Origin of the sequence: Microcoleus sp. A2-C3, from assembly GCF_036706065.1 — a bacterium.
GTDB lineage: Bacteria > Cyanobacteriota > Cyanobacteriia > Cyanobacteriales > Microcoleaceae > Microcoleus.
Genome location: NZ_JAUBVX010000076.1, coordinates 1 through 26,637, shown reverse-complemented (window position 1 = coordinate 26,637; position 26,637 = coordinate 1). Strand labels below are relative to the sequence as shown.

General features: G+C 46.0%; 19 protein-coding genes. 7 read left to right on the top strand and 12 right to left on the bottom strand.

Going from position 1 to position 26,637, the window contains the following annotated elements; translation table 11 throughout:
* Nucleotides 1-88: 88 nt before the first annotated feature.
* From QUB66_RS27435 to QUB66_RS27420, 4 genes are all read right to left on the bottom strand, one after another.
* Nucleotides 89-283: a hypothetical protein gene (locus QUB66_RS27435; protein ID WP_332970444.1), complete on the bottom strand. Its 195-nt coding sequence runs from the start codon at nucleotides 281-283 to the stop codon at nucleotides 89-91.
* A gap of 169 nt (nucleotides 284-452) precedes the next feature.
* Nucleotides 453-773: a type II toxin-antitoxin system RelE/ParE family toxin gene (locus tag QUB66_RS27430; protein ID WP_332970443.1), complete on the bottom strand. Its 321-nt coding sequence runs from the start codon at nucleotides 771-773 to the stop codon at nucleotides 453-455.
* On the bottom strand, nucleotides 770-1,027 hold the full coding sequence (locus tag QUB66_RS27425; RefSeq protein WP_332970442.1) for a type II toxin-antitoxin system ParD family antitoxin: 258 nt from the start codon (nucleotides 1,025-1,027) through the stop codon (nucleotides 770-772). The genes QUB66_RS27430 and QUB66_RS27425 overlap by 4 nt, the downstream gene beginning before the upstream one ends.
* A gap of 342 nt (nucleotides 1,028-1,369) precedes the next feature.
* On the bottom strand, nucleotides 1,370-3,889 hold the full coding sequence (locus QUB66_RS27420) for an EAL domain-containing protein (RefSeq protein WP_321161604.1): 2,520 nt from the start codon (nucleotides 3,887-3,889) through the stop codon (nucleotides 1,370-1,372).
* Between the two features lie 301 nt (nucleotides 3,890-4,190).
* Here QUB66_RS27420 and dapB point away from each other — a divergent pair, with 301 nt between their 5' ends.
* On the top strand, nucleotides 4,191-5,018 hold the full coding sequence (dapB, locus tag QUB66_RS27415) for a 4-hydroxy-tetrahydrodipicolinate reductase (protein ID WP_265235634.1): 828 nt from the start codon (nucleotides 4,191-4,193) through the stop codon (nucleotides 5,016-5,018).
* 256 nt (nucleotides 5,019-5,274) lie between these two features.
* Here dapB and QUB66_RS27410 read toward each other — a convergent pair whose 3' ends face one another.
* Nucleotides 5,275-5,445, bottom strand: coding sequence for a hypothetical protein (locus tag QUB66_RS27410; RefSeq protein ID WP_332970446.1), 171 nt, complete (start codon nucleotides 5,443-5,445; stop codon nucleotides 5,275-5,277).
* Here QUB66_RS27410 and QUB66_RS27405 point away from each other — a divergent pair.
* The gene (locus QUB66_RS27405; RefSeq protein WP_332970441.1) at nucleotides 5,369-6,058 is read left to right on the top strand and encodes a phosphate ABC transporter permease; all 690 of its coding nucleotides are present in this window, start codon (nucleotides 5,369-5,371) and stop codon (nucleotides 6,056-6,058) included. The genes QUB66_RS27410 and QUB66_RS27405 overlap by 77 nt on opposite strands.
* A 213-nt stretch (nucleotides 6,059-6,271) precedes the next feature.
* On the opposite strand, the gene QUB66_RS27400 is transcribed toward QUB66_RS27405, so the two are convergent.
* From QUB66_RS27400 to QUB66_RS27385, 4 genes are all read right to left on the bottom strand, one after another.
* Nucleotides 6,272-9,415, bottom strand: coding sequence for an efflux RND transporter permease subunit (locus tag QUB66_RS27400; protein ID WP_332970440.1), 3,144 nt, complete (start codon nucleotides 9,413-9,415; stop codon nucleotides 6,272-6,274).
* Between the two features lie 356 nt (nucleotides 9,416-9,771).
* Nucleotides 9,772-12,915 carry an efflux RND transporter permease subunit gene (locus QUB66_RS27395; RefSeq protein ID WP_332970439.1) on the bottom strand — a complete coding sequence of 1,048 codons (3,144 nt, stop codon included), beginning with the start codon at nucleotides 12,913-12,915 and terminating at the stop codon, nucleotides 9,772-9,774.
* A gap of 346 nt (nucleotides 12,916-13,261) precedes the next feature.
* A complete protein-coding gene (locus QUB66_RS27390; RefSeq protein WP_332970437.1) occupies nucleotides 13,262-15,247 on the bottom strand; it encodes an efflux RND transporter periplasmic adaptor subunit in 1,986 nt (661 codons plus the stop codon).
* A gap of 286 nt (nucleotides 15,248-15,533) precedes the next feature.
* Nucleotides 15,534-15,995, bottom strand: coding sequence for a hypothetical protein (locus QUB66_RS27385; RefSeq protein WP_265235629.1), 462 nt, complete (start codon nucleotides 15,993-15,995; stop codon nucleotides 15,534-15,536).
* Nucleotides 15,996-16,360: 365 nt separating this feature from the next.
* Here QUB66_RS27385 and QUB66_RS27380 point away from each other — a divergent pair, with 365 nt between their 5' ends.
* Nucleotides 16,361-17,557 (top strand): sensor histidine kinase, encoded by a 1,197-nt coding sequence (locus tag QUB66_RS27380; RefSeq protein ID WP_265235628.1) that lies wholly within the window; start codon nucleotides 16,361-16,363, stop codon nucleotides 17,555-17,557.
* 268 nt (nucleotides 17,558-17,825) lie between these two features.
* Entirely contained in the window at nucleotides 17,826-18,464 is a 639-nt protein-coding gene (locus QUB66_RS27375; RefSeq protein ID WP_265235627.1) for a response regulator transcription factor, read from the top strand.
* Here the strand turns inward: QUB66_RS27375 and QUB66_RS27370 are convergent.
* Complete coding sequence (locus QUB66_RS27370) at nucleotides 18,450-18,614, bottom strand: hypothetical protein (RefSeq protein ID WP_332970434.1); 165 nt, start codon at nucleotides 18,612-18,614, stop codon at nucleotides 18,450-18,452. The two genes, QUB66_RS27375 and QUB66_RS27370, sit on opposite strands and share 15 nt — an antisense overlap.
* Before the next feature lie 87 nt (nucleotides 18,615-18,701).
* On the opposite strand from QUB66_RS27370, the gene QUB66_RS27365 reads away from it, so the two are divergent.
* The 3 genes from QUB66_RS27365 (at nucleotide 18,702) to QUB66_RS27355 (ending at nucleotide 24,335) form a co-directional block, all read left to right on the top strand.
* Entirely contained in the window at nucleotides 18,702-22,106 is a 3,405-nt protein-coding gene (locus tag QUB66_RS27365) for a CHAT domain-containing protein (RefSeq protein WP_332970432.1), read from the top strand.
* Nucleotides 22,107-22,387: 281 nt separating this feature from the next.
* Entirely contained in the window at nucleotides 22,388-22,762 is a 375-nt protein-coding gene (locus QUB66_RS27360) for a hypothetical protein (RefSeq protein WP_265235624.1), read from the top strand.
* On the top strand, nucleotides 22,749-24,335 hold the full coding sequence (locus QUB66_RS27355) for a hypothetical protein (RefSeq protein WP_332970431.1): 1,587 nt from the start codon (nucleotides 22,749-22,751) through the stop codon (nucleotides 24,333-24,335). The genes QUB66_RS27360 and QUB66_RS27355 overlap by 14 nt, the downstream gene beginning before the upstream one ends.
* 248 nt (nucleotides 24,336-24,583) lie before the next feature.
* Here QUB66_RS27355 and QUB66_RS27350 read toward each other — a convergent pair whose 3' ends face one another.
* Both QUB66_RS27350 and QUB66_RS27345 read right to left on the bottom strand, forming a co-directional pair.
* Nucleotides 24,584-25,189, bottom strand: coding sequence for a hypothetical protein (locus QUB66_RS27350; protein WP_332970429.1), 606 nt, complete (start codon nucleotides 25,187-25,189; stop codon nucleotides 24,584-24,586).
* A 152-nt stretch (nucleotides 25,190-25,341) separates the two neighbouring features.
* The gene (locus QUB66_RS27345; RefSeq protein WP_265235621.1) at nucleotides 25,342-26,199 is read right to left on the bottom strand and encodes a M48 family metalloprotease; all 858 of its coding nucleotides are present in this window, start codon (nucleotides 26,197-26,199) and stop codon (nucleotides 25,342-25,344) included.
* Nucleotides 26,200-26,637: the final 438 nt, after the last annotated feature.

Below are 26,637 nucleotides of genomic sequence, written 5' to 3'. Positions count from 1 at the left end.
GCCATCAATTTTACCCTCGCTGATCCACGAATCAACACCAGTTTACTTGACGATAGGGCTTAACCGAGAAGTATTGCCACATCACCTTTTACAAATTCTGCCATGCTTCATCCTCCTCTGACTTTAACCAGTCTTTTTGCAAAGCAGATTCACTGAGTAGGCTTGATTCTAACTTGTTTTTATCATATTTTACTTTTAGAAATTGCAGGAAATCCCCAACTTCTTCTAATATAAATTCGGGAATATTATCCACTTCTTGAAGCAGCAATTCTTTAGCGTTCATGTCATTTACCTATAAAGACATAGTAACTGTTCATCTATGATAGCATCCTTGAGATTAGGAGCGATAGCTCTTTTTTCATCGTGCCGGTCGATCGCCCTTGACAACTTTTTCACGCGCGAAGGGCGATCACACTTTTTGGTATCGAAAGGTCGATCGCAATTTCTAATAACTATTCTTCCTCTCCTAAAATCTCTGGAAGATCGCGCGCAGCATGGAGTAGCCTCACAATCTCAATATATTCATCCCTTTCTACATAAAAAATTAGATGCTTGTCAAATCCGCTGACAGCCCACTTCCGCAAACCAACCAGACGCGGATTTTCAATACTATAAAGGCTACCAATAGCAGGCATTTGTGCTAATTGGGAGAAAGTTTGCCTGGCCGCATCAAAAAATCTCAATGCCGCATCAAAATTATTGGTAGCGATATAGGCAAACTGTTCATCAATGTCAAAACTAGCCATTGGTCTAATTACAATTCGTCTGGTCATGTCTTCTGTTTGCGGACTTTTTCAACAAGTTCAGTGCGTTTTTGTTCCCACCACTCATCCGTAATTTCAATAGATTCACCGCTATCTAAGCCTTCCAATAGTAATGTCTCAAGTTGTATTTTTGCCACTCGTTCTAATTCTTGGCGAATCAAGTGTCGGATATATTCGCTGGTGGTACTGTACCCACCTTTGGCAACCTGTTCGCTGATAAAGTCCCGCATCGATTCGGGTAGCGATATGTTGAGTGTTGTCATAGTTTGTAAACTTTTACATCTCTAACTATTCAAGTATGGCAAATATTGTCAATTTTTGTCAACTGCTGTTTAAGCTGAGGTAGGTAAGGGCGAGATCCGTTTACTGCTTTTTTTCAGGGAATGGCGAGATCCCTAAGAGCGATCGCTCCCAACACTACATGATTTGGTAAATTTTTATTGGAATTAAGCCGCGTTTCGCATAAAACTAGCCGATCGCACTGGATAGATCGATGACGGTTGGCATCAAAAGTGCGATCGTCTGCGATAACAATGCTTGCGGGCGATGGTATTGACTAATAACCAATAACCAACAACCAATAACCAATAACTAATAACCAATAACTACCACTGTGGCTCCGAAGCCATCAAGGCAGTCGCAGCCTCGCTCGGTAAAGGCTTAGCAAAAAAATAACCTTGACCGTATTCGCAGCCGATCGCCCTTAACCGAGCTAATTGTGCCGCCGTCTCCACACCCTCAGCAATCACATCCATCCCCAAAGCGTGCGCCAGCGCCACAATCGTCCGCACGATCGCCACATTCTCTCCCTCGCCCAACTCCATTAGCCCCACAAACGACTTATCAACCTTCAAAGTATCCGTAGGAAACCGACTCAAATAACTCAACGACGAATAACCAGTGCCAAAATCATCAATTCCCAACTTGACATTTAACGCTTTCATCTGCTTCAAAACCGCGATCGCCGACTCCACATCATCCATCACCACACTCTCAGTAATCTCCAGCTTCAGACTCTCGGCACTCAAACCCGTTGCCCGCAAAATAGCCTGAATGCGATCGACCAAATCCGGTTGAGCAAACTGCTTCCCAGATAAATTTACACTCATAATCAAAGGTTGATCGAAATCAAACATTCCCTCCCACAGCCGCAACTGCCGGCAAGCCTCCTCCAACACCCATTCACCCAGTGGCACAATTGCCCCCGTTTCCTCAGCCACCGGAATAAACTTAACCGGCGAAATCAAGCCCCGCTGCGGATGTTGCCAGCGCACCAAAGCCTCAAATCCAATAATCCTCCCGCTGGCTAAACACACAAAGGGCTGGTAGTACAGCAAAAACTCCCGACGCTTGACAGCCATCCGCAAATCCGTCTCCAACCGCAACCTCTCCACGGCCAAATCGTGCATCGAAGCATTAAATACCTGATACCTTCCCGTTCCCAAAGCCTTCGCCCGGTACATCGCCGTGTGAGCGTCCCTGAGCAAGTGTTCTGGCTGTTCCCGGCTGGCAGCAGTTGGTTCGCCACCCACCGCAATCCCGATGCTGGCGGTGACAAATACTTCCTGCCCTCTTAACTCAAAAGGCACAATTAAAGCTTGGTGAATGCGATCGGTCAAATCCACCGCACTCTCAACATCAACATTCCTCGCCAAAATGGCAAAATCGTCGCCCCCCACCCGCGCCACAGTATCCGCACGACCAATACTTGCCCTCAACCGCAGCACTACTGCCCTCAGCAGTTCATCCCCCACCAAATGACCCAAAGAATCATTAATCACCTTAAACCTGTCTAAATCCAAAAATAGCACCGCAAACAGATAGCTGCGACGGCCCTTAGTATGGGCGATCGCCCGCCCCAAAGACTCTACAAACAAATCCCGATTCGGCAAACCCGTCAGAGAGTCGTGAAAAGCATCGTAAAGCTTCCTGTAAGCGCTGACACCCACACCAGTCACCACCAAACCCAAAGCCGGCGACACCAGTGGCACCCATCCACCGCCCATAAAAATCACAAAACTCATCCCGAACAGCCCGATCAATGCCACACCCCCAACCAATCCCGCCCTCGCGGGGTGCACAATCCGCCAAGCCACAACCCCGCCAAGTACCGCCCAACCACCGTTCCACAAAATTTCTGCCCATTGTGGCCACATCCAAAAGAGCGATCGCCCCTGCAAAACCGCACTCAATATTTGGCTGAGCATTTGTGCGTGCAGCAATACCCCCGGTATTTTCGGACTTTGCTTTTTCACTGGGCTGTAGGGCGTGAGAAACACGTCTCTGCTACTTTGTGCCGTCGTCCCAATCAGCACGATTTTGTCCTTTACCCAGCTTGGATCAATTTCCCCGTTCAATACCTGCGTGATACTGACTTGTCGCGCCACCTGTTTCCCAGAACGGTATTTGAGCAGAATTTGGTAGCCTCTGGTATCGAGATTTGCATAGCCGCCGCTGTCAGATTTTAAAGGCACAAATTCTGCTTTTCCCCAGTTGATTTGGTGGGGATTGACAGGGCTATTTTTCTGCTGCACTCTGTCTTTGAGATACAGCAAAGCTACTTGCAAAGAAAACGAGGAAGCAGTTTTCTTGTCTGGTTGCGAGACTGAGAGCAAATTGCGGCGCACAACGCCGTCAGTGTCGAGTACGAAGTCGTTAAAACCGACCCGATCCGGCGGTATCCCCGGAGGCGCAGGCACTCCCGGACTATCTGAATCGCTCAATTTGTTGATCGCCACCACATTCGGCGCTTTCAGTTGAGTCAGCAATTCTTGGTGTCCCGGTGCTTGAGGCAAATCCCGGTATAAGTCCAAACCGATGACTTTTGGCTGGTATTTTTGCAGTTTTGTCAAGGTTTGGGCGATCGCGCCATCGGAAACCGGAAATCTCCCCAAAGCTTGAATATCTGCCTCGGAAATTCCCACGATCAGCAGTCGCGGATCGGGGTCAGCATCCGGCTGCAAGCGCACTAACGAGTCAAAACTGCCCAATTCCCAGCTTTGCAGCCATCCCAACCGCTGAACTCCCAGATTCAGCAGCGTTACAGTCACGCCCGCCAACAAAGCAGGCAAAATCCTGACCCGCTGGCCTGGAGAACTCAAGTTGAGGCCAGTGGCGACAGACAGTACAGAACGAAGATTTCGAGAGAATTTGGCAGTCACAGAAAAAATATATGGGTGCAAATTCGCTTCTGACAAGTCGGTTCTTACAGAATTGAGCTTATTATGATATTGAGTAATTTATGTAGAAGTTGTGCCGAAACCGAGTTTATTCAAGCTAATTACTCGATTTTGTCAAGTATTTCTGGATGGGAAACCGGTTTGTTGAAGATTTGCCGACAAGTCGTGTTTTTTATTCGCCTGTTTCCCCAAATTCCCAGAAGCGTTAAAATTTAGTCGATCGAACTTTCAGGATATATTTGAGATTATGGCGAATCAACTTCCGATTCCGGTGATTGTTAACGGTGCTGGCGGCAAGATGGGCCGCGAAGTAATTAAGGCGATCGCCAATGCTGATGACATGACCTTATTTGGGGCTGTAGACCGCTCTCCTGAGTGCCTCCACGTCGATGCGGGGGAATTAGCCGGATGCGGCCCGTTAGAAGTTCCCGTGACTGACGACTTGCAAGGAATGCTGGTATTGGCTGCTCAGGAAAAGCAGTTAGGCGTGATGGTAGATTTTACACACCCGAAGTCGGTTTATGAAAATGTGCGATCGGCTATAGCTTATGGTATACGGCCGGTAGTCGGCACTACTGGCTTGAGCAGCAAGCAAATTGAAAACTTAGCTGAATTCGCGGACAAAGCCAGCATCGGCTGTTTGATTATACCCAATTTCTCGATCGGCATGGTTTTGCTGCAACAAGCCGCCGTGACGGCATCTCAGTATTTTGAACACGTAGAAATTATCGAGTTGCACCACAATCAAAAAGCCGACGCTCCCAGCGGCACAGCGATTCAAACTGCCCAAATGTTAGCAGAAATGGGAAAAACTTTCAATGTCCCCGAAGTTGAGGAAACGGAAAAAATACCCGGAGCACGGGGATCTGTGGCGGATGAAGGGATTCGGATTCACAGCATCCGTTTACCCGGTTTAATTGCTCACCAAGAGGTAATTTTTGGAGGTGCAGGTCAAGTTTATACTTTACGACACGATACGAGCGATCGCGCTTGTTATATGCCGGGAGTTCTGTTATCTATACGTAAAGTGCTGGAATTGCGATCGCTCGTTTACGGATTGGAAAAAATCTTGTAGTTATTAGTCAGTTGACAGTTGACAGTTGACAGTTGACAGTAGTTTCAACAATTACCTAAAACCTTTGATTAATCTCGCTGATTGCCAAGTCTAGATCCCCCTAAATCCCCCTTAAGAAGGGAGTAGGGGTTGACTTTGATCAGAATCTTGCCCCCCCCTTCTGAAGGGGGGCTAGGGGGGATCGAGTTATTGTAGGGTGCGGAGCGGGCTAAATGTTTTAACAACAGACTAATAACTTTCCCTGACGCACCTAATGTTAATTAGCTTCTTCCCTCTTCCCTCTTCCTTCTTCCCTCTTCCTTCTTCCTTCTTCCTTCGTCCTTCTTCCTTCTTCCTTCTTCCTTCGTCTTATGCTAATTCCCCTAACCCAAGAAACATTCAAAGAACTAATTCCCGCCGTCGCCACGGGAGCACAATACAAATACATCTGGGGAAAACCGCCAGATTTCTTAAGGCGAATGTTAATCTCTGCGGTAGTCGTAGTTTTGCTGCTTGTTATCTACAACTTCGCAGGTTCCGATGTGGGGCCTCTAGTTTTAATTACCGGATTGATCGCAGGTTTGTACTGGCTATGGGGCCCGATTTTCTGGGCGAGTTTGCGAAATGCACAATGCCGCAAATATCAATACTGCGGTTTTTGGCAAGGGCGAGTTTTAGATATTTATATCACCGATGAAGTCACAAGTCAAGAAGAAACAGTCAATCAAAAAGGACAACTGGTAATTGTTGATAACTTAGAACCGCGAATTAACTTAGAAGTTGGCGACAAAACGGGATTTACTACTACAATTAAAGCTCCCTTGCAGAAAAATCACCAGGGAATTGTCCCCGGCCAAGCTGCTTTAATGTTAATCATGTCAAATCAAGAAGATTTGGGTAGAATTGGCAAAGTTTCGGATATTTACATTCCCAGTCGCGATGTGTGGGTGAGCGATTATCCTTATTTACGCAAGGATTTGTTTGTGGAAATGAGTCAGCAGATTAAAAAAGGTAGACAGAAAAAAGGGCGGGATACTGATAATCAAAGAGCGACAAGATAGGACGTACGGTTGAAACCGCGCCTACACAAACGAGTTCCGCCTCCGCGGAATGAAGAATGAAGATAAGACGTACGGTTGAAACCGATCGCTCTTCAACCTGCGGAGGCAGGTTTTGTCTGTGTAGACGCGGTTTCAACCGCCCATTCTTCTTCAACCCGCGCACCATCCGGGTTTTGTTTGTATAGACGCGGTTTCAACCGCCGATTCTTGCGATTAATTACGGCTTGAAGGTCGAGTTTTAGGACGCCAGAAAAATTCTGACAGCTTCATTTTGGGATTACCTAACTGTTTTCTCCAGCCTTCCATATAAGTATAAAATACCGGAGTCAGATACAGCGTTAAAATTTGCGAAAACAGCAATCCACCGACGATCGCAATTCCCAACGGGCGGCGCGATTCTGAACCGCTACCCACGCCCAGGGCGATCGGCAAAGTGCCAATTAACGCCGCCATCGTCGTCATCATAATCGGGCGGAAGCGCACGATACAAGCTTCGTAGATGGCATCATAGGCGCTGTGGCTGCTATCTTGGCGCTGTTTCTCGATCGCAAAATCCACCAGCATAATCCCATTTTTCTTGACAATTCCCACCAGCAGAATAATCCCGATAAACGAATATAGATTTAGTTCAACCCCAAAAATTACCAGGGTTAACAGTGCACCAAATCCGGCAGACGGTAAACCCGACAAAATTGTCAGCGGGTGAATGAAATCCTCGTACAAAATACCGAGAATCAGATAAATTACCACAATTGAAACGACTAATAACCAGCCTAAATCGTTAAATGATTGGTTGAATACCTGGGCTGAACCTTGAAAACTTGTAGTAACTGACGGCGGTAAAACTTCCTTAGCAACTTTCTCAATAGCTTCGGTGGCTTGACTCAGCGATGTACCGGGGAGAGTATCAAAGGAGATTGTAGCAGAAGGCAGTCCGCTGAGGTGATTGACTGTGAGCGGGCCGACGGTTTGGGTGATACTGGCGATCGCATCTAACGAGATCATTTGTCCGCTAGTCGATCGCACATACAACATCGACAAAGCACTCGGATCGCGCTGATATTCGGGCTTTAGCTCCATCACAACCGTAAATTGATTGTTTGGGGTATAAATCGTCGAAACCTGCCCAGAAGCGTAAGCAGCGCTGAGAGTTTTCTGCACTTGTTGCGGGCTAACACCGACGATTGCTGCTTTGTCGCGATCGACTTTAACTTGCAGTTGAGGCGTGCTCAATTGCAAATCGCTATCCACACCGCGCAATCCCGGTAGCGTTTTGACTTTAGCTAACAAATCAGGTACCGCTTGACGCAGCGCTTGCAAATCTAAACTTTGCACCGTAAACTGATATTGTGAATTCGTTTGTTGACCGCCGATCGGAATCGCCGAAGGAGAGCGCAAAAAAGCTTGAATACCGGGAATTCCGCGCAATTTTGGAGTTAATTTTTGGATAATTTCATCCGCACTGAGGCGGCGTTGCGATCGGGGTTTCAGCCTAATTGTAATCCGTCCGTTATTCGCCGATGCGTTTGGCCCGCTAGCACCTACAGTTGAATTCAACGCTGCAATATTTGGATCTTTCCGCAAGATATCAACAATTTGTTGTTGGTGAATCATCATATCATCAAAGGAAATATCTTGCGCTCCTTTCGTGTTAGCCATCAGTTGTCCAGTGTCTTCAGTCGGAATAAAACCTTTCGGAACTAACACGAATAGATAAGCCGTCAGCACCAGCAGAATTACTGAAACAATCAGCGTCACAAAACGGTATTTCAAAACAGGTCTGAGAGTCCATTCGTATCCGTACAAAAGTAGCTCGAATCCCCGCTCTGAAATGCGGTAGAAGCGGTTTTTCGGGTGTGAGTGGGACGATTTGAGAAAACGACTGCACAACATCGGCGTCAGGCTCAGAGAAACAAATCCCGAAACCAAAATTGCTACAGCAATAGTCACCGCAAATTCGTGAAACAATCTACCGATTAATCCACTCATAAACATCAGAGGAATAAACACCGCCACCAATGAAAGTGTCATCGAAAGAATGGTAAAACCAATTTCTTTCGAGCCTTTTAATGCTGCTTCTAGTGGCGCTTCTCCCATTTCTTGGTGGCGCACAATGTTTTCCAAAACTACGATCGCATCATCCACCACAAACCCGACTGAAAGCGTCAGCGCCATCAGAGACAAATTATCTAACGAGTATCCCAACTGATACATCACAGCAAAAGTGCCAATAATCGCCACAGGTAAAGCTAAACTCGGAATTAGCGTCGCTGTGATGTTGCGTAAAAAGATAAAAATTACTAAGACAACCAGACACACTGACAACACTAAGGAGAATTTCACATCATCAACAGAGGCGCGGATTGATTGCGATCGATCGTACATAATTCCTATTTCGATCGATTGCGGAATTTGTTGTTTGAGTGCGGGTAACATTTGGACGATCGCATCGACAATTTCGACAGTATTTGCATCCGGTTGAGGCTGCACTGCGAGCAAGATTGCAGGTTGATTTGTGACTTGTTGATCGCTGTACAAATTCAACACTTTGTTATTTTGCACGTCGTCAATTACGTTACCTAAATCTTGCAGCCGCACTGCTGCGCCGTTTTTGTAGGCTACGATTAGCGATCGATATTCGGCTGCCTTATTTAATTGACCGTTTACTTGAATTAAATAGCTTTTGTTGTCACCGGAAAGGCTGCCGGTTGGTAAGTTAACATTACCTTGCGTGATTGCAGTTCTTACTTGATCTAATCCGATACCTCTGGCGGTCAATTCTCGCGGATCTAGTTGAATTCTCACTGCATATTGTTTCTGCCCGTAAACCTGCACTTGCGCCACACCTTCGATCGCAGAAATGGGTTGAGCGATGGTTATTTCGGCGGCTTCATTCACTGCTGAAATTTGCAGGGTTTTTGAGTACAAATATAGGTAGAGAATTGGTGAAACAGAAGGGTTAACTTTGCGGTAGGTGGGCGGTTTGGGCATTCCAGCGGGTAATGAACCTGCGGCGGCGGCGATCGCAGCTTGTACGTCTTTTGCAGCAGAATTGACGCTGCGGCTGAAGTCGAATTGCAGGGAAATATTGGCGCTACCGGTGGAACTTGTGGAGTTAAAGGAATTGAGGCCTGCTATTTCTGTAAACTGTCTTTCTAGCGGCGCGGCGACTGAGGATGACATGGTTTCTGGCGTGGCACCGGGTAAGCTAGCGGAGACGCTAACAAAGGGATATTCTACGTGCGGTAAGGCGCTAATTGGTAGCAGGAAATAACTCATTAAACCGAAGAATAGAATGCCGATTGTGACTAGGGTAGTCATTACGGGGCGGCGGATAAAGATTTCTGATAGGTTCATAATTGTGAAGGAAGTTCGGCAACAGATTCTGTAACGGATTTAACGGATGGGGAAAGTTCGGCAACGGATTTTTTAACGGATTTAACGGATTCAAAAGTTTGTTGGTAGTTGGGGCTTTAGAAAGTTCAGTTGTAGGGTGTATCGCCCTCGACAATACTTAACTAAATATCAACAATCTCAGGGCGACGCACCCGATCCGATTTTGACAAATATTTATGACTTAATAAGTGTTATGTTTGTGTACATAATCTCTTGGAAATACCCGGTGCGTCGCTATTGGATTGTCGGTATTTATCAGGGATTTTTAATAGCGACGTACCCTACGACTTTAACTGTCAACTGTCAACTGTCAACTGTCAACGTCCTCCTTTAACATAAAATACTTGCCCAAACTTCACCTCCCTAAGCTTCTTTCGCCACGATTCCATGTAGATGTAAAATACGGGCGTGAGATACAATGTCAATACTTGCGAAAACAAAAGTCCGCCGACAACTGCAATACCTAACGGGCGGCGAGATTCTGAACCTGCACCGACTCCCAATGCGATCGGCAAAGTGCCCATTAATGCCGCCATTGTAGTCATCATAATCGGCCGGAATCTTACTAAACAAGCTTGATAGATTGCTTCTGCTGGTTTTTTGCCGTCGATGCGCTGGGATTCGATCGCAAAATCGACCATCATAATCCCATTTTTCTTGACAATCCCTACCAGCAAAATGATCCCGATGAATGAATAAACGTTGAGCTCAACGCCAAACAACATCAGCGTTAATAGTGCGCCAAATCCCGCTGAAGGTAATCCCGACAAGATTGTAATCGGATGGATGAAATCTTCGTACAAAATGCCGAGGATTAAATAGATGACGAGAATTGCGATCGCCAATAAGATACCCAAACTCGGCAGCGAACTCTGAAACACTTGACTAGCGCCCTTGTAATTGGTCGTGATGCTGTCGGGAATCACGGATTTGACGATTTGGTCGATCGCGCTATTGGCACTCCCCAAGGCGACACCAGGGGCGAGATTGTAGGAAATCGTCGCAGCATTCATCCGCCCGACGTGGTTGATAATTAACGGCGCGACATCCTGAGAAATTGTCGCAAATGTTGCTAGCGGTACCTGCGTTTGACTCCCAGAAGCATCACTTGTATTACCTGTTGTCGCCATATAAAGCTGCTTCAAAGCATTGGGATCTTTTTGATATTTCGGTTCGAGTTCCAAAATGACTTGATACTGGTTACTCGCACCGTAAATCGTGGATACTTGATAAGCGCCGTAGGCACTTCTCAGCGTATTTTCGATTTGACTGGCGGTGATTCCTAAAGCTGAGGCTTTGTCGCGATTGATGTCAACTTTGATTTGAGAAGTCATCTGCAAATCGCTGTTTATATCCTGAATTTCCGGCATTGCTTTCATTTTATCCACCAGTTGCGGCACGTATTCTCGCAGCGGTAAAACGTCGGAACTTTGCAGCGCTAATTGGTACAATCCGGTGCTTTGTTGCGTGCCCAGTGGGATTGCGGGAGGGTTTTGTAAGAAGACTTGAATGCCGGGAATTTCTGCTAGTTGCGATCGCAAACTCTGCACAATTTCATCCGCGCCCATCTGCCGCTGCGATCGCGGTTTCAGCCGAATAAACAAACTGCCAGAATTTCCCGCAACCGCCGCCCCGCCGCCATTTGCGCTCGCTCCCGCCCCGATATTTGAGTTGACTGCTTCCACGTTTGGATCTTCGCGAATCGCGTTGACAACGGCTTCTTGGTGGCGCGCTAATTCATCAAAGGAGGCATCCTGGGCGGCTTGGGTAATTCCGGTAATTTGTCCGGTATCTTGGCTGGGAATAAAGCCTTTGGGAACTACGATAAATAATCCGACTGTGGCGAACACCATAACTAATGATAAAATCATTGTGGTGCGGTGAAACTTTAAGACTATTTTGAGACTCCAATCATATAAGCTCAAAAATTTATCGAATACGTACTCGGAAGCTTGATAAAGTTTGCTTTGAGTGGCATGATTTACCGGGCGGAGAAAACGACTGCACAACATCGGTGTCAAGCTTAAAGACACAAAGCCGGAAACCAAAATTGACACTGCAATTGTGACAGCAAATTCATGAAACAAGCGCCCTAGCAACTCACTCATAAATAACATCGGGATAAACACCGCTACCAAGGAAAGCGTCATCGATAAAATGGTAAAACCGATTTCCCTGGAACCGTTTAGCGCTGCCTCTCGTGGGCTTTCTCCGGCTTCGATGTGGCGGACGATGTTTTCGAGCATCACGATCGCATCATCGACCACAAAGCCCACGGATAACGTCAGGGCCATCATTGACAAGTTATCCAACGAGTAGTTGAACAGGTGCATCACGCCGAAGGTTCCAATCAGTGACACCGGTAGCGCTAAGCTGGGAATGACTGTGGCTGACAGGTTGCGTAAAAAGACGAAGATGACTAAGATGACAAGGGCGATCGTCAAAACCAGCGTAAACCGGACATCATCCACCGACTCGCGAATCGATTGAGACGCATCGTACATGACGCCAAGTGCGATCGAACTTGGCATCTGGGCTTGCAAACTTGGTAGCAATTTTTGAATCGTATCTACCACTTCGACGGTATTCGTACCGGGCTGTCTCTGGATTGTGAGGATAATTGCGCGATCGTTATTATACCAACTAGCAAGTTGAGTATTTTCTACACTGTCAACCACTCGCCCTAATTGTTCGAGATAAATAGGTTGACCGTTCTTATATGTGACAATCAAACGGCGGAATGCAGCAGCATCTTTAAGCTGTCCATTAGTTTGCACAGCAAAGTTTTTATGACTTCCCGAAAGGCTTCCTGTAGGTAAATTGACATTGCCTTGTTGGATAGCAGTTTGTACTTTATCGATGCCAATTTGCCGCGCTGCTAACTGTTGCGGATCGAGTTGAATTCGGGCGGCGTATTTTTGGGAACCGTAAATCTGAACTTGCGCCACACCGTTGATTGTCGAAAGCTTTTGCGCGAGATAACTTTGCGCGTAGCTATCAACCTCAGAAAGCGGTAAAGTTGGGGACGTGAGATAAAGGTAAAGAATTGGCCCATCGGCGGGATTGACTTTGCTATAAGTCGGCGGATTTGGTAAATCGTTGGGGATTTGTCCCGATGCTGAAGAAATTGCCGATTCCACATCCTGCGCCGCATCATCAATATTGTGGCTGAGATTGAATTGCAGGGTAATTTGAGTTTTGCCGCTGGTACTGGTTGATGTTAGCGTATCGAGTCCCGCAATGCTGGAAAATTGCTTTTCTAGGGGGCGCGCCACCGAAGCAGCCATCGTTTCTGGGCTAGCGCCGGGGCGGGAAGCGCTAACTTGAATTGTGGGATAATCGACGTTGGGTAAATCGCTAATTGGTAGCAGTCGATAACTCATCCAACCAAAGATTAGAATCGCCGCCATCACCAAGGTGGTCATAATTGGACGGCGGATAAATGGTTCAGAAAGATTCATTTATAGCAATTGATAGTGGACAGTTGACAGTTGACAGTTGATGGTTAAGTATGGAAATCACAGCCTCGATCTGTAATGGATCTAGTTTTTATTCATGGGTTATTTGTGTCTGCGCCTGATGTGGCGGTTTAAGGTTAGAATAAGATTGTCTTTGTTTGATAAATTGCGTTTTTTGCTAAGTCTATATGCCCCTAAATACCCCTTAAAAAGGGGGACTTTGAATGCTTCTAATTCTCACCTTAAGAAGCAGGGGTTTTAAGCGCTTCCGGTTCCCCCCTTCTTAAGGGGGGTTAGGGGGGATCGAGGCCTAATCATCACATCCAAAATCTAAAATCGCTCGATCACCCTAGGGATTTTTGCGCGATTTGCCTGACTTATTCCCCGATGAATTGGAATCACCTGCGGATTTACCCGGAGATTTTTTATCCCCAGATGTGTCTGAATTATCCCCTTTAATAGACTCTGAATTATCTTCAGCATCCGCTGCGGTTTTAACGGTAATCTTGCCGCCATCCACCAGATTAGCTTGTCCGTCAATGACAACATCATCACCCGCATTCAGACCTTTTTTGATCACAGTCAAGCCGTTGATTGTATTCCCCACAACCACAGGCACATTATCCACCGTATCATCGAACTGCGCGACAAATACGAATTGTCCCTTCGGCCCGGTTTGTACTGCTTGGGAGGGAACAACAATCGCATTTGGTTGTTGAGATAAGGTTAATGTAGTATTGACAAATTGACCTGGGAATAGTTTCCCGTCTGCGTTATTGAAATCACCAATCAGTTGAATTGAGCCTGTAGAATTATCAACCGTATTGTTAACAAAGGACAAAGTTCCTGATATCGGTTTATTGTTGCCCGCAAAGGTAACATCAACTTTCAGCTTGCCGTTGTCCGCGTATTTTTGGATATCTGGTAAGTTCGATTCAGGAACCGCAAAGGCAACTTGAATTGGATCAATTGTAGAGATGGTTACTAAGGGTTTGTCAGTGCTTGGTTGCACCACATTGCCTGTTGTTACCAGCACGTTTCCGGCGCGTCCGTCGATCGGCGAAAACACCTTAGTATAGGATGATTGCACCTGAGCATTTTGCAAAGTGCCGCCGTCAGCGCTAACACTAGCCTGAGCACCCTCGATCGCAGCCCGATCGCCCTCAACGACAGCACGAGCATTGTCAATCCCCACTAAATCGCTCTTCACCGCCGTCTGAGCGTTCTCAATTCCGACCAAATCGCTCCTCACCCCAGTTTCAGCATTTGCGATCGCCACCTCGTCACCTTTCACCGCAGACTCCGCATTCGTGATACCAATGCGATCGCTCTTGAGCGCAGTTTCCGCATTTGCGATCGCCTGTTTGTCAAGCTCCACTGTTGCCGCAGTGGCGCGACTGCTGGTAGCATATTGTTGCGCTTGATCTTGACTGATTACTCCTTGTTTGTAGAGTTCGGCGTAACGTTGACTTTGGGCGGCGGCATATTGCGCTTGCGCTTGATCTTTTGTTAAAGTTGCGATCGCCTGTTTGACAGCACCTTGGTCTTTTTCCAAAGTAATTTTAGCTTGTTCAACAACTCCCTTATCCTTCGCCATAGTCATTCTGGCTTGTTCGACAACACCCTGATCTTTTTCCAGAGTCGCTTTAGCTTGCTCGACAATTCCTCTATCTTTGTCAAGAGTCGCCCTAGCCTGTTCAACAACTCCTTGATCTTTAGCAAGATTTGACATCGCTTGTTGTACTTGCGCGCGGTCTTTTGCTACAATGCCTTGAGCTTGTTGGATCGATGCAGTTTGAGAGCGATCGTCGATCGAGAATAGCAACTGTCCTTTCTTAACTTCCTGTCCTTTCTTAAAATAAACCCCTGTAACCCGGCCGCTAGCCTGAGCAGTAACAGAAACAGTAGCACCAGATTGCACATTGCCGATCGCTTGTAGTTGAATCGGCACTGTTTTTTTAGTCACCGTCGCCACCATCACCGGAGTCACTTGCATTTTACCACCGCGGCGGCTCGCTTTTTCCACTTTCGGAGTAGCAGCCCGTTGCCAAACCAAAAATCCCAAACCTCCTATTACCAACAACGCCAGCAAAAACAGTGCAATCCGCCCTTTCGCCAGCACTTTTTCAGTCTTTGGTTGTTTAGTTACAACATTATTTGTAGGTTCGCTTTCCGGCAAAATTGGAGCTTCCCGATCCACTTCAGGGAGAGCTTTTTTCGGAATTTCATCAACAATTTCAACGTTGTGCGGCAGTTGCTCATTCAGCTTCAGATTTTCCTCAGAAACTTTAGGGCGAGTGCCATTCCGACTTTCACTAATAATTTCCTCAATCATCAGAAACCTCTGTATAAAAATATCTCTTACTCTGAATTGCCGTTATTGCAGGATGTATCACGCAAAACAATCAAAAATCACAAAAAAAACTTCACCCCAAATCCGTATCATACCAACTTCAAATTCTTGTGGGGCGTTGCTCCGACGCCGCCGCACAGATGCAATTTAATTGCACCCTACTAACCCTCAAAATTCTTGTGGGGTGGGCTTCTAGCCCGCCCCAAATACGCAATTCACACCTGAAAAAACTTATAATTGCGATCGCACAAAATTTGCAATCACAGTATTACTGAGGTTTAGCTTCAGACGACTTTTGCCCATTTTGCGTGCGAGGATAAGCCGCCTTGAGAATCGCCTTAACTTTTGGCTTTTGTTCAGCAGTCAGATTGATTTCAGTCAAAGCTTTACGCATTTTTTCACCAGACTTAAGTTTAGCGTCCAAGCTTTTATATTGCTCAGGTGTGAGTACCTTTGCGAGTTGTTGACTAATTTCCTGGCGCTTCTGTGCGCGTTCAGCATCAGACATCTTCGGTTTCTGGGAATTTGTCGGATTTGCCGCCACCACATCAGGTGTAGCATCTTTAGAGGAAGCAGCATCCGCCTTCATTTCCGATGAACTGATTGGAATCGCGGCCGGAGAATTAGGTTCCGCAGCCGACGGGGTGTTGGGTGACGCACAAGCAGACAAACCGCCTATCAACATGGCACCGGCGAGAATAAATGCTGGTGCGATCGTACTTATTTTCATGATTCACTGCCTATAATTAACCTTCTTGCACCAATGTTACAACGTAAAATCGATCGCCGCATGACCCCAAACTCCTAACCATACTAGTCAAAAAGCACATAGCCCTTGTGACTTTTTTCCTAGTCCCAAACCCCAAAATCAGCCGCAAAGGCTCTAGTAAGTGCGATCGCACATTCGCTAAGCTACATATAACAGTTGACAGTTGACAGTTGACAGTTGACAGTGTACAAGCATCAAACCGTTTATCATAAGCCGAACTTTCCTCACCACAAGGGGGTAATATGTTTTTTAACTCCAAGATACCATTTACAATTAGGTCAGCGACCTTACTTGAATCACTCCAGGTTTTGATGGGGAAAAATTCTATGATTCGCTTGACCTATCCGTCCTTTCGCTTGCTGCTTTATCTAGAATGGCTGCTGCTAGCAACGGCAGCATTCATGGAAGTATTGCACCCATTTCGATCGCTTTTGTCGCTGGTGTTGCGCGTGGGCGCGATCGCACTTTTCGGCGCTATCGGGTTACGTTTGCCAACAGTGCGGCTGAGTAGAAAACTTTTATTTACCGCCCTGGAATTTGGCTTAATTTTGCTACCGATAGTTTCGGAAGGGCTATCTAGCCGATCGAGCTTTTTGCTATTTCTCGTTCTGCTAATGCGGAGTTGCATGATTTTCCGGCAGCCCGGACAGATAGCAGTCTTGAGTTTAGCGCTGCTTTCCTATAGTTCTTTGCTGTTATTAAAACCAATTTTACCGGAAAGAGTCATTGCCACTGTTTGGGAATGGCGACTGAGCAACGTGTTATTATTTGGATTGACATTAGTATTTGCCTTACTATTAATAAATGCCTTAATTGCCGAACGCCAAAGCCGAGAGGAATTAGAAATTGCCCATGATAAATTAGCCGTGACTAACGAGCAACTCCGCTACTACGCACTGCGAATAGAAGACCAAGCAACATTGCAAGAACGCAACCGCATTGCCCGCGAAATTCACGACGGACTTGGACACACCTTGGCGGCTCAAACAATCCAGCTAAATAATGCCCTATTGTTCTGGAAATCGGAGGATGAAAAAGCCCTAGAGTTTATGAAACAAGCCAAACAACTCGGATCGGAAGCCTTCTTAGAAATTCGCAAATCAGTGTCGGTTTTGCGATCGAACCCTTTGCAAGGATTATCGCTCGAAAGTGCGATCGACAAACTGCTCCAAGATTTTCAGCGGATGACTGCGATCGAAGTATCTAACTCAATTCGTTTACCAATTCCGCTATCACAAGAAATGAATACCACACTGTACAGAATTGTGCAAGAATCGCTCACAAATATTCATAAACACGCCGATGCCACAATGGTAACAGTTGGGTTACAGCAACACGCCGGACAGATTCATCTATCAATTTCTGACAACGGCAAAGGCTTCGATCCAGCCCAGAATACCACAGGATTTGGACTGCAAGGAATGCGAGAACGAGTGGCGGCAGCGAGAGGTCAATTTGCAATTTATAGCGAGTCAGGAAACGGTTGCCGAATTTCGGTTTCTTTGCCATCTCAAAACATTTAGGAGATTTCATGTATAAGATAAGACGGCGGTTGAAACCGCGCCTATACAAACGATGTCCGCCTCCGCGGACTGAAGAAAAAACCTAATTTTAACCGCCCACTCTTCAACCCGCGCACCATCCGGGTTTTGCCTGTGTAGACGCGGTTTCAACCGCCGTCAACTGTTAACTGTCAACTGTTAACTGTCAACTGTTAACTGTCAACTGTTAACAGTTAACTGTTAACTGTCAACTGTCAACTGTCAACTGTCAACTGTCAACTGTCTATATATGATTAAAATATTGCTAGTAGACGATCGCCATATCATCCGTCGCGGCATCAAAAGTATGCTAGAATGCTACTCAGATATGCAAGTAATCGGCGAAGCAGAAAACGGACAACAAGCGATCGACCAAATCCCCACATTAGCGCCCGACATCGTACTGATGGACATTCGGATGCCCGTGATGGACGGCGTAGCAGCCACCGCAGCCATCACCAAATCCTATCCCGATACAAAAGTCCTAGTATTAACCACCTTTGACGACGACGAATACGTCAGCCAAGCCATGCGACTGGGGGCCAAAGGCTACCTGCTAAAAGACACCGAACCCGACGAATTAGCCCTAGCAATTCGCGCCGTTTACAAAGGGCACACCCAACTCGGCCCCGGATTGTTTGAAAAAGCTTTGATGACACCAGCAGTAACAAATCCCGCCGCTGTTTCTCCCCCAGAATTAGAACAACTCACGCCCAGAGAATTAGAAGTTTTGCGTTTAATAGCTTCCGGCGCGAACAACCGAGAAATTGCTCAAACCTTATTTTTGTCGGAAAATACAGTCAAGAACTATGTTACCAATATTTTGAGTAGATTGAATTTGCGCGATCGCACTCAAGCCGCCCTATTAGCCCATTCACTCTTCAATTAGGCAAATTATAGAACCAACCACCCACCCAGAAACCGGGTTTTTCCCCCAAACACTAACCACCAACCCTAAACCCCCATAAAAACCCGGTTTCTCCAACCCCAGCCACCAACCCCGCACCCCCACAACATCCCCAACCAACCCCCAATCCATCCGCTACATCCGCTACAAAATCCGCTGCCAATCTTGCATTTCCCCCCACAAACAATGTAAAATATCCCAAATACGGGTAGCCCAAAAATGAACCAACCACGCCATCAAGCCTATCTCACCCTAATTGAATCTCTCCTCACCTGGGACAGCGAAGAACAAACGGCCATCCTGCAAGCCAATCTAGAATTATTAGACGATGAATTTGCCCAATACTTGCGAGAGTGGGCAACAGAAACACTGCCCAAGTTGGATGCAAAAAAAGCAAAAAATCGTGCCAATATTTTATACAACTTAGATATAACATTTTCAAGTCTTCAGCAAGGCAGTCGGGCAAGCAACATAGAGATTGCGATTGCTTGTCTGGATATAGGATTAACTATTTTTACTCGCGAAGCTCACCCAGAATATTGGGCAAGCAATCAAAATAGTCTAGGTGTTGCTTACAGAAACAGAATCAGGGAAGACAAAGCCGAGAATATCGAAAAGGCGATCGCCTGTTATCAACAAGCATTATTAGTTCGTACCCGCGCCGCTTTTCCCCAACAATGGGCAATGACTCAAAATAATTTAGCTGCTGCTTACAGTGACAGAATCAAGGAAGACAAAGCCGAGAATATCGAAAAGGCGATCGCAGCTTTTAATTTGGCATTATTAGTTTACACCCGCGCCGATTTTCCCCAACAATGGGCAGGGACTCAAAATAATTTAGCAACTGCTTACAGTAACAGAATCAGGGAAGATAGGGCCGAGAATATCGAAATGGCGATCGCCTGTTATCAAGAAGCATTATTAGTTCGTACCCGCGCCGCTTTTCCCCAAGATTGGGCAATGACTCAAAATAATTTAGCTGCTGCTTACAGTGACAGAATCAGGGAAGACAAAGCCGAGAATATCGAAAAGGCGATCGCCTGTTATCAAGAAGCATTATTAGTTCGTACCCGCGCCGCTTTTCCCCAAGATTGGGCTCAGACTCAAAATAATTTAGCAATTGCTTACAGAAACAGAATCAGGGAAGACAAAGCCGAGAATATCGAAAAGGCGATCGCAGCTTTTAATTTGGCTTTATTAGTTCTTACCCGCGCCGATTTTCCCCAAGATTGGGCAATGACTCAAAATAATTTAGCAAATGCTTACTGTAACAGAATCAGGGAAGACAAAGCCGAGAATATCGAAATGGCGATCGCCTGTTATCAAGAAGCTTTATTAGTTCGTACCCGCGCCGCTTTTCCCCAATATTGGGCAACGACTCAAAATAATTTAGCAATTGCTTACAGTGACAGAATCAGGGAAGACAAAGCCGAGAATATTGAAATGGCGATCGCCTGTTATCAACAAGCTTTATTAGTTTACACCCGCGCCGCTTTTCCCCAAGATTGGGCTCAGACTCAAAATAATTTAGCAACTGCTTACAAAGACAGAATCAGGGAAGACAAAGCCGAGAATATCGAAATGGCGATCGCCTGTTATCAACAAGCTTTATTAGTTTACACCCGCGCCGCTTTTCCCCAACAATGGGCAATGACTCAAGAAAATATTGCTTATGCTTATCGGGAAAAAGGACTTATTCCCGAAGCAATAAAATATTTTAAAGCATCTTTAGAAATCTTCAAACCAGATGCTTTACCCCTTAGCTGTCTCAAAGCGGCGCGAAGTCTAGGCAATATCGCCTTTGACACGGAACAATGGGAAACCGCCATCTTCGGCTACGAAAAAGCGATCGAAGCAGTCGAACAAAGCCGCGAGTGGGTAACATCCCCAAGCCGCAAACGACAACTAATCGAAGAAAACCTCAACATCTACGAAAAAATGATGCAATCCTGCATCAACCACAAACAATATCACAAAGCAGTCCAAACCGTAGAACGCAGCAAATCCCGCTACCTAGTCGAACTCTTCACCAACAGCGAAATCTATCCCAAAACCGCCACCGAATCCGAAAAACAACAACTCAGAAACCTGCGCCGCCAAATCGCAACCATCCAACAATCCCTAGAAACATCAACACCCAATTCTCCCCCCGACAAAGACGCAGATTCCGAAATTCCCGAAGACTCCGACACACAACGCACAACTCAATCCCGCACCCTCACCCCCGAATCACAGCAACAACAAACAGACAATTTAGCAACAGCATTGAAGCAACTAGCCCAATTCCTCGAACCCTTCAAACAGCGCGAACCAGAATTCAAGCAAACCCAAAAAGTCGAACCCCTAAACATCGCCGAATTCCAGCAAACATTAGATCCTAAAACCGCCATTGTAGAATGGTACATCGGCAACCCCAAATTTAACAACGAAAACTGGGGAGGATCAGCCTTCATCATCACCCAAAACAAAATAGACGCAATACAAATAACCGCCGCCGAATTAGCCGAATTAGAAACCTGGAAAAACGAATATCTAAACGAATACCGCGGCGACAAAAAAACCAACAAAATCTGGCAAAAAACCCTCGCCGACAAACTGCAAAAACTCTCCGAAATATTGCGCCTCAACGAAATAGTCGCCCAAATCCCAGATAATTGCAATCAACTAATCCTCATCCCCCACCGCTACCTGCATTTATTCCCCCTCCACGCCCTACCATTCACCTCCAAAGCCGAACCCAAAGAAACCGCCCCTACAAAATACCTCCTAGACTGCTTCCCCAAGGGAGTAAAATACGCCCCCAGCTTGCAACTGCTAGAAATCGTCAAAAACCGCAGCAAAACCCGCAAAACCCCCGCCCCCGAATTGCAACCATTATTTGCGATTCAAAATCCCACCGAAGACTTAACCAACGCCGACATGGAAGTAGAAACCATCAAACAAAGATTCAATTCCCACGACATCTTAATCAAAAACCAAGCCACCAAAATCGCCCTCACCGAAAACGCCAAAAACCTCTCAAATGCCAGCTACATCCACTTTTCCGGCCACGGAGTATTCAACTTTAACAATCCGCTGCTATCCTTATTAGCCCTAGCCGGTTCCCTAGAAACAAGTAACGACAAAGAGAAAACAAAGGGCAGTGTCACAATGCGAAGCGGCAAAACAGTCATACCTGAAAAATGCCTCACTTTGCAAGAAATCTTTGCCAATTTACAATTACCCCAGTGCAATCTCGTCACACTTTCCGCCTGCGAAACCGGGTTAACCGACTCAACAGCAATGACAGATGAGTACATCGGTTTACCCAGCGGCTTCTTGTATGCAGGAAGCATGAATGTAGTCAGCACATTATGGAAAGTCGATGATTTTGCCACAGCAATTTTCATGATCAAATTTTACCAAGAATTGCAACCAAAATTTTCAGTAGCCGTCGCCTTAAACGCCACGCAAAACTGGATGCGCGCCGTCATCCGCGAGGATTTCATGGTTTGGATTGAATTGTTAAAATTAAATGAAAATTCAATAGAAAAGGTCAAAGATTGGTTAAGTTTTGACACCAGCAATGAACCGCCTTTCCGCAAACCCAAATATTGGGCAGCATTCTGCGCCACAGGATATTAAAAATCCTAGGGTGTGTCGCCACGAATCGGTATTCTCGATGTATAATTGTCTTATCATATATCGTAGAGACGGCTTCACCAACCATCTTTGATTCCCGTCCCCACCAACCCCCGATTACCAGAAAGAATTGGTTTAAAGCCGGAACCCTTGTAGGGAGAAATTAAAATCAGACTATTGATTACTCCAATCCTCTTCCTTCCGGGTAGAGGTCGCTGTCAACCGTCAACTGTCAACTGTCAACTGAACGAACAATCCCACATTGTATTAACGGAGAATTATTTATGAACCCCGAGATAAACCTCATTGCTTTGATGACTTTGCTGACTGAATATCCAGAAATCTTTCAATCAGAGTTAGAAGCCTGGAAAGACTTACCTAATTTGGCAAAAGCAATAACCAACTTAGCAGACAATGAATCTGCCATTGGTGATACCATCAAACATTGGTGCACGCAGCATGGCGATTTAGGAGAAGCATTAAGAGACGAGATAAATGAGTTGCGAGAAATCTACGATCCCGGTGACGCCCTTCCAAGTACAGTAGAACCGATCGCAAATCTCACCAAAAGAGCACCAGAGATCATTATGAAAGCTTACGAAGAAATGCAAAAACTAGACCAAAAAAAGATTGCCGATACCCAGAATGAATCCAAATAACCAAGTATACGCCCCAAACGTTCATTTATTCGCCTTCCACGTCTGGGATACCCTATCATCAGGCTCAAATTCCCCTACCAACTCCCCACAACTAGCCCTACCACCAACCTCAAATCCCCCGATAAATCCCCAACACCTCTGGGAAAAATACAACGAAATCCTGCAAGAAAAACTCCACATTGATGCCGAATTTAATGATACCAACTTATACAAAACCGCCCAACCACCAGGCCGCCGCGTCAAGCTGATTATCAAACAAGCAGTCAACAATCGGGGATCTTTATATTTAAGCAAAAATATCAACTATGACAACCAGCAGATTTTCCTCGAAGGATTTGCCCAACCGCTGCGGATTGACGACAGTTACGCCTTAGGCTTCAACCTCCGCGTCCCCGAAAAAACTAATGGCACTAAAACACCAGATGTCGATCTTAGCATCTTCCATGAATTTAATCCCGATAACTGCTTGCTGCACAAGTCAGTTAACAGTTATTTCGGTCAAACTCTGCTGCTTACCGCTTGGCTAACCGAATCACAAAAAGCAGCAGCCCAAGAAGATCCCAATTCTATCAAAAACTTAGGTCAACTCTGTCTAAAATCTTTTATTTCCGGTGAAGACTTACCAGAATTTTACCGTCAAGGCGAATTATTCGGTAGCCCGATTCTAGAATACGGCAATCCCAATTACCCAGATAAATTCGGGCACATTCTGATTTGGTTTTTCGATAGTCAGACAACGAGTGATATCTGGGATATTTACTACCCCGACTTTTTAGATTTATTCTTGTACCGCCACAAAATCATCCTTGCTTACAAAGAAAGTCGCGCCTACTACTCCGAAATCCGCAAGGAATACGAAAAAATCGAACTGGATATCGACAATACTTTCCAGTATTTGCAACATGACGAAGCCCACCAGCGCCAATTGAAAGGTGCCGGTTTAAAGCAAGAGGAATTAGAACATCTACAACGCAAGACAATCGATATGCCGCCGCGGGCTGTTAAGTATGCCCGGTTGCTGATGAATTTGGAAATTAGGCAAAATACGATCGCCATTAACGCCCAAAATTACCAAAAAAATTTAGATCAAATAAGTCTTGACATCAAATCCAGAAAAAGTTATAATCGTAGGGATGCCAAAAAATATTCTGATTTGAGCTTCCTAGAATTATTCAGCAAAGAAACTTGCCCGCAGTTCCAAGAACAAATCAAATTTGACTTAGGTTATTTCAAACACGGCACCGGCTTGCTAGACAAGGCGATGGAAGCAATTAGGGGCGTAGTGGCGATCGCAGAAGCCCGTCGCGATGCAGAATTACAAGCAACCATTCAAGTAGTAGGCTCAGCTTTAGGATTTGTCGGCATAGTAGCCAGCGTAGCTCCTTATTTGATCAAACAAGACCCGCCCGATCGCAAATTTTACCTACCATTAAGCAACATTGAAATCCCGTCATTTATCCTCGTACTGCTGATTAGCCTCGGTGCAGGATTGGGTGTGTGGATGTCGGTATGGGCGATCGCGCAACTCAAGAAAATCCTACCAAAAATCAAGCAGCGGCTACCTTTCCATTGACAGTTGACAGCAAGATTAGTATGGTGTGTCGCGATCGATCGTATCCAAAACAGACGAAATATCGATCGAGCGACGCACCAACAAGAGACAATAGACAAGATTGCAAAAGTCCTTTTAATCAAATTTTGGAACGGGCTCTCCGGCCCGTTCCACAAGAAAAAATGTTTTTTGTGGGATGGGCCGGAGAGCCCGTCCTAGTTAGGGCTTGCAACAGACAATATGGTTAAATTAACTTTCCCTGCTTGATCTTACTTCTCGGAATCGTCGCGATCGGACTTGTCAAAAAACGCCGTTAGCGAACTCCAAGCCGACTTAGCCGTCTCCTTCAATCGAACACCAATCGACTCAATTTCCCCAACCACAACGTGCCAATTCTTTTCCGTCTCCTTCTGAATGTGATCAACAGCTTGATCAATGCGATCGCGTTCGATCAATTTATTTTGTTCCACCGCTTCTCGCGCTTGTCGCACCGCTTTCAAATAAGCCTCGCGACTGACTTCGCCGGCATCTTGCACCTGCGCCTGAGCCCGCGTTTTAATCGCATCAACCACCAGCCAATTTTTCTCAGATTCCTTTTTGAGTAGGCTGACAGCCTCAGTCATTCTCTCTTTGGCGATCGACTTATTTTGTTCGATCGCACCCGAAGCCTGTTGGAGGGCTTTCAAATAAGCTTCGCGGGTAAGTTCTCCCGCTGCTTGGACTTCAGCCGCAGCGCGTTTTTTAATTGCATCAAATAACGCAGCAGTTTCGGCGATCGTCTCCGGTGTCGCATCGGGCATCTCCTTTTTGACGATCGCCGTCGTTTCGGGAGTAGCCTCTACGATTGTTACTTCGGTCACATTTGGATCTGTCATATCAATTATCTCCTTTCTTAGTCCGCAAACGCAGACTTTGTATATGTAGCGCCAGAATTCATTCTGGCATTTAAGACTTTGTACCCGTAACACCAGAACCCATACTGGCTTTTAAAAATTGCGATGTGTAGCGCCAAAACTTATTCTAACACTTAATAAGAACCAGGCAATTCTTGTTCCAGCTTCATCAAATTTTCAATCCGCGATTCCGTAGTTGGATGAGTCGAAAACAAGCTTCTAAACCAATCACCACTAAACGAATTCACAATCAACAGCGGTGCAAAAGCCGGATTACCATCTAGAGGCATTTGGCGCGCCCCACTTTCCAACCGCTGCAAAGCCCTCGCCAAAGCCCTTGGATTGCCCGTTAACCGTGCAGCCCCCGCATCCGCCGAAAACTCCCGCGTGCGCGAAATGGCTAGCTGAATCACCGAAGCAGCCACCGGTGCGAGGATAATCGTCAGCAGTAACCCTAAAGGATTCGGGCTGTTGCGATCGTCCCGGCCACCAAACCACCTACTGTAACTCGCCATTTGCGCCAACAACGAAATCGCCCCCGCCACAGTCGCCGCCACCGCTTGCGTCAGCGTGTCGCGGTTGTTAATGTGAGTAAGTTCGTGGGCGATAACTCCTTCGAGTTCATCCTCTGACAGCATATTCATAATCCCTTCAGTCACTGCAACCGCCGCGTGTTCGGGATCGCGCCCGGTAGCAAAAGCGTTAGCAGACTGAGTAGGAATCATGTAAACTCCCGGCATAGGTAAATTAGCGCGCTGGGCCAGTCTTTCCACCATTGTATAAAGTCCCGGCGCTTGGCTAGCAGTTACCGGCACAGCCCCGTAAGCCGCCAAAGCGATTTTATCCGAGTAAAACCACGAACCTAAGTTCATAGCGGCGGCCAAACCAATGCCGATAATTGCACCGCCCGAACCGCCGATTACCCAATAGCTAACGGTAATTAACAGCGCACTTAACAAGCCTAACAAAGCAGCAGTTTTAATTTGATTCATTTCGGGACTCTCCCTGAAAGCACTAAATTAAGCAATTATGTCGATCGACATTCTATAGTTGTTTCATGGGATCTTGCCGCCTACACAACCCGATTGCGATCGCAGTATTTGGTGGCATCACAGATAAATTTTGCTTAACTATTGGTTGTTTTTGCCTCAGTTCCTTTACATTTTATCTACCAACGTTGCACTCGTGTGTAGAATACCGCCAACTTGGAGGTACGGTTTAGCGCACTTTAATTTTTAATCAGCCACTTTACCTAAAAAAACACAACACCAAGAAACCAGGTTTCTCAACAATTTAAAAAATTAAGATTTAATCCTTTCAATTTTTAAACTGCAAATCTCCGACATCGTTAGCATATAGCAATCCTAAATCATTTTCTATGTATAGGTGTACTGATGGATTTTTGGGAAATCAAATTTATGTTCGTTTGT